The sequence below is a fragment of the Streptomyces sp. NPDC086989 genome (assembly GCF_044745505.1).
Taxonomy (GTDB): Bacteria; Actinomycetota; Actinomycetes; order Streptomycetales; family Streptomycetaceae; genus Streptomyces.
In genome coordinates this window covers 1-5,704 of record NZ_JBIVAL010000047.1, presented here as the reverse complement: position 1 = coordinate 5,704, position 5,704 = coordinate 1, and the positions used below count along the sequence as shown (strand labels likewise).

At 73.2% G+C, this 5,704-nt stretch carries 5 protein-coding genes; all 5 read right to left on the bottom strand.

Features of this window, described 5'->3' with window-relative positions:
- Positions 1-346, bottom strand: a 346-nt coding sequence (locus tag ACIPK4_RS39920; RefSeq protein ID WP_402322834.1) for a SidA/IucD/PvdA family monooxygenase, incomplete at its 3' end; no start/stop codon positions are given.
- Positions 343-1,620, bottom strand: a complete 1,278-nt coding sequence (locus ACIPK4_RS39915; protein WP_402322831.1) for an ATP-grasp domain-containing protein — start codon at positions 1,618-1,620, stop codon at positions 343-345. The genes ACIPK4_RS39920 and ACIPK4_RS39915, both read right to left, overlap by 4 nt.
- On the bottom strand, positions 1,617-2,972 hold the full coding sequence (locus tag ACIPK4_RS39910) for an MFS transporter (RefSeq protein ID WP_402322828.1): 1,356 nt from the start codon (positions 2,970-2,972) through the stop codon (positions 1,617-1,619). The genes ACIPK4_RS39915 and ACIPK4_RS39910 overlap by 4 nt, the downstream gene beginning before the upstream one ends.
- Positions 2,969-4,051 carry an NAD(P)/FAD-dependent oxidoreductase gene (locus tag ACIPK4_RS39905; protein WP_402322825.1) on the bottom strand — a complete coding sequence of 361 codons (1,083 nt, stop codon included), beginning with the start codon at positions 4,049-4,051 and terminating at the stop codon, positions 2,969-2,971. The genes ACIPK4_RS39910 and ACIPK4_RS39905 overlap by 4 nt, the downstream gene beginning before the upstream one ends.
- Entirely contained in the window at positions 4,048-5,583 is a 1,536-nt protein-coding gene (locus ACIPK4_RS39900) for a class I tRNA ligase family protein (protein WP_402322822.1), read from the bottom strand. The genes ACIPK4_RS39905 and ACIPK4_RS39900 overlap by 4 nt, the downstream gene beginning before the upstream one ends.
- Positions 5,584-5,704: the final 121 nt, after the last annotated feature.

The following is a 5,704-nucleotide window of genomic DNA, read 5'->3' as shown; positions in this document are numbered from 1 at the left end:
CCAGCGACGTGGCGACCCACTGGAGGTAGTCGGAGAACTCCCACCGGTACGGGTGGAAGGTGCCCAGGTTCACGAACTCGTCCAACCGGCCTTGCCCGTGCAGGAAGTTGAGGAACGTGAACCTGCTCGACGGATTGCGCAGCGTCACCAGGTCCTTCAGGAAGGACACCTGGCTGCGCGCCCACGGCATCAGGAGGTCCCGCTGCCATTTGATGTCCGGGGCCTGCTCCAACAGCAGTGTCCCCTGGGCCAGTTCGGGCGAGCCCGACTCCTCGATGGCCACGGCGAGTGCCAGATTCGCCGGCCCCGCGCCGATCGCCAGTACACCGACCTCGCGTACGGTCACGCTTCCTCCTCGATGTCGATCCGGATCCTGTCCGCGGCGGCATCGGCACGCCGCAGTGCCTCGGCGGAGCTGTCCGCGGTGGCCATGACGATTCCCGCCCGGTCCCAGGAGTGGCGCAGGCCGGTGAACCGGTCACCCGGCTCGGCGGTGACCGCGACCAGGAACACGCCGTCGACCCGCCGGGCCTCCTCGACGCCGTGGACGGCCCTGACCCGGCCCGGCCCGGTGGCGAGGAACCGTACGGCCGCTCCGCCCTTGGCCCGGCGGGGCAGTTCGCCCGGCGGCTCCTCGCCCTTCATCACGGCGTAGTAGCTGCGCATGAGCTGCACCGGGTAGGCGAGCTGGATGGTGTCGACGATGCCGCCGCCGGCGAGCCGGCCCGCGCATTCGACGAGGTACGGGACCCCGCCCGACACGATCCATTCGCAGTGCACGATCCCGTCGCGGAACCCGACGGCCCGGACCACGCGTTCCGTCTGACCGGCGAGGGTCCGGGTGAGGCCCTCCGGAATGCCGGCCGGCACCGTGTGCGCCCTCTCGACGGGGTGGGGGCCGGGGAACAGCTGTTTGCCGGTGACGTTGACGAACAGCGTGCGGCCGTCGCGGACGAGCATCTCGACGCTGAACTCGGGTCCCTCCACGTACTGTTCGGCGAGCATGGAGCGTTCCATGGGCCGGTCGGGAACGAAGACGCCCTCGTCCTGGTCGAGGCAGTCCGCCCAGGCCTGTTCGGCCTCGGCCGGCTCGTGGATCACCCGGACGCCCACGGCGGCCTGCCGGTTGGCGGGCTTGAGCACGACGGGTCCGCCCCGCTCGCGCTGGAAGTCCCTCACGTCGGCCGGGCCGGTCACGCGGACGGCGGCCGGGTTGGCGATTCCGGCCGCAGCGCTGACCTGCCGCAGCAGGGCCTTGTCGCGCAGGATCCGGGCGGCTCCCAGGCCGGAGCCGGGCAGGCCGTAGCGCTCCGCGAGCCGGGCGGCGAAGGGGGTCGCGTACTCGATCGCCGGGATGACCGCGACGGGAGCCAAGTCCGGGTGGGCGTTGTGGAACTCGTCGGCCTTGCCGTCGAGGTGGTACTCCCACTCGATCAGGCCGCGGACGAACGCGACCCCGTCGAGCTGCTCGCGCACGCGCCGCTTGCGGATGACGTCGGGCTCCTCGATGTAGAGCACCGAGTCGTCCGGCTGGAACTCGCCGATCGCGGCGAGCGTGACGCCGACGAACCCCACGATCAGGACCGGTCCGGTGGCCTTCTGGCCCTGCTGCCCGGTCATGAGGTGCCTCCGACGACCTCGGGCTCGCCCTCGGTGCGGGGATCCGCTCCCTTGGCGGGGCCCGGCCCGGGCGGCTGTCTCACCCCGGCCAGGGCGAACAGCCCGGCCACGGCGGTCACGATCCCGCACAGCAGCCAGAACCCGCCGCCGAGCCGGGTCCACAGGTACACGCCGAACAGCGGCGCGAGGGCGGAGGCCGCTCCACCGACGGCCTGCATGGTGCCGATGTAGCGGGCCTTGACCGCCGCGGGGAACGTCGCCGGGTGGGCGAACATGCTCGGGGCGGCGATCATGATCCCGCAGACGACCAGGACCGCGCCGGTGATGGTGAACGCGCCCGACCGGGGGGAGAGCGCGTAGACCGCGAGGCCGACGGCCTCGACGAGGTGGCCGCTGATCACCCGGACGTGCTTGGGCAGCCGGCTGAGATAGGCCGTGATCTTGAGTTCGCAGGTGATGAGGACGACCGAGGACACCGTGAGCACGGTGCTGTAGAAGCCGGTCGGGTAGTGGTCCTCGGCGAGCTCCAGCGGCAGGACGATGTGGCCCTGTGCGTAGGTGAGCGAGCCGAGCAGGATGGCGCCCAGGTAGAGCAGGTACTTCCGGTCGCGGAGCATGGTGGCGTACGCCGAGCGGCCGTCCGCGGCCGTCGCGGCAGCGGTCTCCGCCTCGGCCTGGGCCGCAGCCGTCGCGTCCTCGTCCGCCGGGCCGTCCGAGGCCCCGTCTGCGCCCTCCCCCGCGGCCCCGGCGGGTTCGACGGCTTTCTTGGGGAGCAGGGCGAAGGCCAGCAGCGCGTAGACGAGGGCGGTCGCGCCGTCGATCCAGAACAGCAGGTTCCAGTCGACCAGGATGACCACCGCGGCGATGAGCGGGGCCAGGGCGGCGCCGATGTTCAGCGCGATCCGCATCATCGAGAACGCCATGACCTGGTACCGGTCCGGCATCAGGTCGCTGAGCAGCACGGCCGCCGCCGGCCGGTACGCCTGGGTGAACAGGCCCGCGAGCCCCACCACGGCGAGCAGCGGCCACAGCATGCCCGAACCGCTCAGCCAGGAGATCGAGGCCACCAGCGGGGCCGAGGCGGCCATGGCCACCATGATGGTGGTCCGCGGACCGGACCGGTGGGTGATCTCGGCGCCCAGCATCGTCCCGAAGATCGATCCGATGCTGTAGGCGACGAGCGCCAGGCCCGCCGCGCTGACCGAGGCCCCCCGGTAGGTCAGGTACAGCACGAGGAACGTCTGGACGAACGCGCCGAGTTGGTTGACGAGTACGCCGCCGAGGAGATAGCGGACGGGTGCGGGAGTCGCCTTCAGCGCCTCGAACACCCGGACCGGAGCTTCCTCCGTCATGCCGCCCCTTCCCTCAACACATCGACGATGCGGTCCGCGACGAGCGGTGCCGCACTGAATCCGGAGCCGCCGCACGCCGCCCGTGACCAGAGCGCGGGTCCCACGCGGGCGAGCGAGGGGCCGCCGGTGTCCGCGGCGGCCGTGTAGTGGCACGACGTGACGGCGGCCACGGTGTAGCGGTGCAGTCCGGTCACCGGCGGTGCGGCGGCCAGCCGCTCGGCCCAGGGCCCCTGGTCCTCGGCTTCGCCGTCCGCGGTGCTGTCCACCGCACGGCAGACGGCGTCGGAGCTGATCTTCAGGAGGGTGCCCGCTCCGGGGGGCACCGCCCAGGCCCGGCCGTCGGCGCCGAGCCCCCCGGCCGCGGGTGCGTGCTCCCACCACCGCGCCGCGTCCGCCGGCGGGCGCAGGTAGACGACGGTCTGGCGGTGCAGTACGACCGGCGGCCCGGCGAGTTCCCGGGTCCACGGGCCGGCCGCGAGCAGGACCAGGTCGGCGCCCAGGCTCCCGCCGTCGGCCACCCGGACCGTGCCGGAGTCGGCGTCGACCCCGGTCACGGCCGTGTACGGCCGCAGGGTCACCGCCGGATGCCCGGCGAGCCAGCGGGCCACGGCGTTCAGGACCCGGTCGGCGAGCAGCACCCCGGCCGCCTCGTCCCGCACGCCGACCGTGTCCGGCGGGAACGCCAGGTGCGGCAGCTCCCGCGGTTCCACGGTCCGTACGCGCACTCCGGCTTCGGCGGCCGGTGCGGTCAGCGCGGCGAGGCGCTCCCGGGGCCACGCGGTGACCACCCCGACCGGGCGGTGGAGGCGGGCTCCGAGCAGGGCCTCCAGTTCCCGCCAGCGGTGGCGGGCGGCGGCCATCCGCCGGGTGGCGTCCGCGCCGTCGGGGCTGAGGGTGCGGATGACCCGGTGCTGGTCGAAGGAGCTGGACCGCGGGTTCGGGACCGGCCCCCGGTCGAGCACGGTCACGCGGTGGCCCGCGCGCGCACACTGCACGGCGGTCAGCAGACCGGTCACGCCCGCCCCCACGATCAGCACCGCGGCCGCGGACCGCCGCGGGGCGGTCGCCGCCGGGCTCACCGGCCCGGCTCCGCCAGGCGCGGCAGCCGTGCCGGGGTGAACTGCGTGGCGTGCGGCCCGGCGGGGATCGAGCGGTCCGGGAGTGCCTGGCCGGCGAGGTCGATCAGGAGCGGCGCGGCGCAGCGCAGGAACACGTCGACCTCGTGGCAGAAGTCGCCGGCGTCGACGGGTCCCGGCTCCCACCGGTCCAGCCGGGCGAGCTGCTCGGTCAGGGTGAAGGCGGCGGCGGTCAGGCTGAACCGGCGTACGTCGCAGGCGGCGGCGAAGCGCTCCAGGAGGCGGGCGGCCGCCTCCCCGGACCGTTCGGACACCGGCAGCGGCCCCCGGCCCACCCAGCGGTCGACCTTGTCGGCGATCCGGTTCCACGGGCGCACGAGCCGTTCGCCGGTCACGCGCGCCAGTGCCTCGCGGGTGAAGTTGGTGCGCTGGAAGTCCGGTCCCGTCGCGGCGAGATAGAACCGGATGAGGTCCCTGGGCACTTCGGCGGCCAGCTCCCGGCCCGATACGACGTGGCCACGGCTGGTGGAGAACTTGTCGTGGTCCAGCTCGTAGAACTCGTTGGTGACGAAGTGTTCGGGCAGGGTGTAGCCGCCCAGCGCCTCCAGCATGGCCGCGCCGACGACCGCGAAGGCGAATCCGGCGTCGGACCCGAAGAAGTACACGACCTTGTTGCCGGCCTCGGAGAACCACAACTCGTCCTCGGCTGAGAGCACTTCGCCCCGCTCCTCCGCGGCCAGCGCGGTGGCGTGCATGCTCCACGCGATGGTCTCGGCATCGGCGTAGATCACCTGTCCGGCGACCTCCGGGAAGGGTGCGGGGATGCCCCAGGCGATGGGCAGCGTGACCGGGTAGTCGGGGAGCGGCCGGGCGAGGATCTCCTCGATCATCTGCGCCAGGCGCGGGCGCATCGTCGCGCTCCGGCGGGCGAAGTAGGCGGTGAGTGCCTCGCGGTGGTCTTCGAGGGGCAGCACGAGGACCTGCTGTTCGCGCAGTTCGACCGGGTCCTCGGGGTGCAGGGTGGACCGCGGGCCGATGAGCTCGCCGGACGCGATCCAGTGCCCGCAGTTCTCGCAGAGCCCGGCGCATCCGTCGGCGAGGCACACCGGGCAGCCGCCGCGTACGTAGGCGTCGGTGAGGTACTCGCCGGTGCGCGGGGCGTACGGGAACGGGAGGGCCTTCAGCCGGAGCGCCCCGCCGGCGTGGAGGCGCTCGAAGAAGGTGCGGACGGTTTTGACGTACCGGTCGCCGAACCGGACAAAGCCGTCCGGCGCGATGCCCATGGCCGCCAGGGTCTCCTCCACCTGCCCGGCCGACCGGACGCGCAGGTCCTCCGGTGGTACGCCCAGTCGGCGGGCGGTGGTCACGATGTAGTTCTGGGTGAAGTGCACGCCCGTGCCGAACAGCACGTCGTGCCCGGCGGCGCGGGCGTACCGCGCGCAGACGTCGGCGGCGAGGAAGGGGCCGGCCAGGTGGCCGAGGTGCAGATCGCCGTTCGCGGTCGGGCCGGGGGCGATGACCAGGGTCCGTGCCATCAGACGCTCCTCGATTCGGTTCCGGCGTGGCGGGCGAGCAGGTCGGTGAGGATGTCGTGGGAGCGGTTCGCGAGGACGCTGATGAGGGAGTCGGCGATGCCGTGGGTCTCCTCGTTGACGC